This is a genomic window from Clostridia bacterium (assembly GCA_017438525.1).
Taxonomy (GTDB): Bacteria; Bacillota; Clostridia; order Oscillospirales; family RGIG8002; genus RGIG8002.
On sequence record JAFRVI010000028.1, the window covers coordinates 1 to 3560 of the forward strand.

Annotated in this window: 2 protein-coding genes; both read left to right on the forward strand. The window is 62.5% G+C overall.

Going from position 1 to position 3560, the window contains the following annotated elements; translation table 11 throughout:
* Positions 1–319, forward strand: a 319-nt coding sequence (locus tag IJL83_03020) for a dockerin type I repeat-containing protein (GenBank protein ID MBQ6552571.1), incomplete at its 5' end; no start/stop codon positions are given.
* An 82-nt stretch (positions 320–401) separates the two neighbouring features.
* A partial coding sequence (locus IJL83_03025; protein ID MBQ6552572.1) for a family 16 glycosylhydrolase occupies positions 402–3560 on the forward strand: 3159 nt, incomplete at its 3' end.

Sequence of the window (3560 nt, forward strand, 5' to 3'; positions counted from 1 at the left end):
GCTGAAAAACGCAAACGCGGTCAAAGCGAACCCGTACTCCGCGCAGAGCGCGATCGACGCCGCCGCGCAGGCGGTCGCGGAAGCCGCGGAAGGCCTCGTTGAAGGCGGAGACGAGCCCGAGCCGATGAAGGGCGACTTCGACTTTGACGGCGAGATCACCGTTTCCGACGCGCTCGCCGCGCTGCGTATAGCCGCGAAGCTCGCGGAAGAAACGCCGTTATCCATCAGGATCGGCGACACCGACGGCGACGGTGAAATCACGGTCGCCGACGCGCTGGCGATACTCCGCGTCGCCGCGAAGCTGGCTGATTCCCTTTAACAACAGTACTATTCCCGCATGAATGAAGCATACTCGGCAGAAGAATATATTCTTCTGCCGAGTATCACAAGAAGGTGAATACATGAAGAAAACCATAGCCGCACTTCTCTCAACGCTGATACTCTGCTCGCTTTTCGCGGGCGCGATACCCTTCGCCTCCGCGGATTCCCTCGACGACGCGATCGCCGCCGCCGGCAGAGAGCTTTACGGTATGTATACCGCGCAAAGCGGAAACCTGCTTCGCGACTGCTATGACAAAGCACAGGCTGTCATTCAGTCCGGACGCACCGACAACGGCGAAGCCGCCGCCCTTCGTGCCGCTATTGACGCGCTCGTTCCGCTTGAAAACTACACGCGCGAGCCGCTGCTCGGCTTTGAAGGACTGACCGACGCAGATATCCGCAGTATGCCGCTTCGACGCGGGAGCGTTTCTGTTTCCGACGGCGTCGTCACGCTCTCCGGCAGCGGTACGCTCCGCTACGCCAACGCCGCCTCCGAAGGCGTATCCGGCCCGTCGCCCTTCGGCGTGCCCTGCCAGACGGCGGACGGCTTCGCGCTGAAGATAAGCGCCGACGCCGACGCCTCGCTCGACCTCGAGATCGGCAGGCGCGGCAGCGCGGAGGACTGCGTTTTCACCCTCTCGGATATTACCGTGACCGAGGGCGAAAGGTATTACCTCTTCCCCTTCGACCGCTTCGGCGCGCCGCCGCTTGACGGCACGCTGAACTATATATCCCTGACCTTCACCGGCGCTTCGCTCGTTTCCTTCTCCGACCTGCACGCCGTATCCGGCTCCGCCGAAGGCGCGGCGCGCGAATACTCGGAAACGCCGGCGGCCGCGCCGCGTTTCAACAGCGCGGAATATTACAAACTGCTCAAACGCGGTACCTCCTCCGCGCTCACGATGGTATCCAAGCCCTCGCGGGCGGACGCTTTCCTAACCTTTTCCGAGAGCGTTCAGGGCGACGACGCGCAGCTCTGGCAGCTCTGCGCCGACCCGACCAATCCGAATCAGATAAGACTTATAAACAAAAACCACGCCCTCGCGCTGCTGCGAAGCAGCGATTCCGGAAACGCGTCCTTCAGCGCCGCCTGTCCGGATCTAACCGATTCGGGCCAGCTCTGGTCGGTCAGCTATTCAAAGGCGAAGGGCTTTTCATTCTACTATACCGGCGCTTCGCGCGTCGCGCTGACCTATACCGGCGACACGCCGAAGCTGACGGAGAACAACGCGCTGATAAGATACTTCGACGTCGTTTCCGCAGGCGGGCCCGACTGGTCGCTCGCGTGGAGCGACGAATTCAACGACGGCGCGCTCAACCGCGGAGTATGGTTCCCGATGACCGGCAAGAACAACGACCCGACCGATCCCTACTACTACCGCGACGACGACAACAATATATGCTTCGAGGACGGCTGCCTCGTGCTGAAGACCGTTGTCGAGAATTACAACGGTATGCCTTCCACCGCCGCGCAGATCACCACCGAGGATAAGCTTCACGTTTCCTTCGGCAGGATAGAGATGAGCGCGAAGCTGCCGGACGGCTACAAGGTCTGGCCCGCCTTCTGGCTGATGGGCGACAAGGATAACTGGCCCTACTGCGCCGAGATCGATATTATGGAGTTCATCGCGCTCGACGAAGAAAACGACTGGCTCGGACACCGCCGTTCCTTCGCCACCTTCCATTACGCCGACGGAAACGGCTATCACGCCGAGATCGGCGGCTGGACCGACGGAACGATGCTGATAAGCAACGAAAAGCTGACGGACGACTTCCACGTCTACGCGATCGAATGGGAGGCGGATCAGATAAGATGGTACTTTGACGACGTGCTCTATCTGACGATAAACGTCGACTCCGACGCGCTGAAAAACGCGCTGCAGAAAAACCCGATGTATATCCGGCTCAACACCGGCATCGACGGGCCCGGCAACTACGAGCTCCCGCCGAACGCGCCGCAGGAAACGAAGTATTATATAGATTACGTCCGCTACTACAAGGACGCCGCGTACGCGCCGCAGAGCGAACTGCCCTTCGCCGCGGAAAAGACGGAGGCGGACTGCTTCAACAAGATCTGGTCGCCCGCCAACCCCTGCGCCGTCGACACGGAACGCGGAGTGCTGCTTTACGGCAACGCCGCCGCGGACGTTATGCTTTATAACGGCGGCAACACGGCGCTGGCTCCCGCCGCGAGATTGAGCTCCGGCGGATACTGGGTGATGAGCGACGCGATCTCCGGCGACGGGAGCAGGTACGTTTTCGGCAGATACCGCAAGCTGACCGTGACGGACGCGGACTTCGGCAACGCGGTCAACGGCGGCTTCTCCGGACGTTACCCCGTTGTCGCGCTCAACTATGACGGCTCGCGCTGCTACGCCGGCGGAACGCCGGAGAATTCAAACAGCAGCGACTGCAATTATTTCTACGTCTACGACGGCAGGACGCTCGCGGAGATAACCCGCGAGAAGACCGACAGCTGGGTGGATTCCATAGCCGTCGCGAAAAACGACGACTACGCCTTCGGCTGCTACGACGGCAGCGTTCACGTGCGCTCCGCGGGAAAGACCGGCTACCGCGTTTTCACGGTCGGCGGCAGGATCTCCGCACTCGCGTTTTCGCCGGACGGCAAGCGGCTCTACGCCGCGACCGCAAACGGCGGGGTCTACGCTTACGACGTTGAAGCCGAAGCCGTTTCCGCTTTCGGCAAGGCGGGCGACGAAGTCTATCAGCTCGCCGTTTCGCCCGACGGAAGTCTGCTCGCCGCCGCCTGCGGCGACGCGTGCGCGAGGATCTACGATACCGGGACCGGACGGCTCGCCGCGCGCCCGTTCCTCGGCAGGACGGCGGTCACGGCGCTCGCCTTTTCGCCCGACGGCGCTATGCTCGCGCTCGCCGGCATCGACAGCAAAATCGGCGTTTTCCGCGCCCGCGACGGGCTCCCGCTCGCGCTGCTCGGCGAAGAACGCGGCGCCTGCTGGTACAACTCCGTCGTCTTCGGCGCGGACGGCGCATCCGTTACCGCCGTGCGCGGAGTCGAGGACTTCAACTCGGCGGTATGCAGCTGGACCCTGCCGGAGGGACTGATCCCCGAAAGCGCCGACTTCTCCGCGCTCGAGGCGCTGCCGTTCTATGACGAAACGGCGTACACCGCCGAGAGCTACGCACCCTACGCCGCGGCGCTGAAAAACGCAAACGCGGTCAAAGCGAACCCGTACTCCGCGCAGAGCGCGATCGACGCC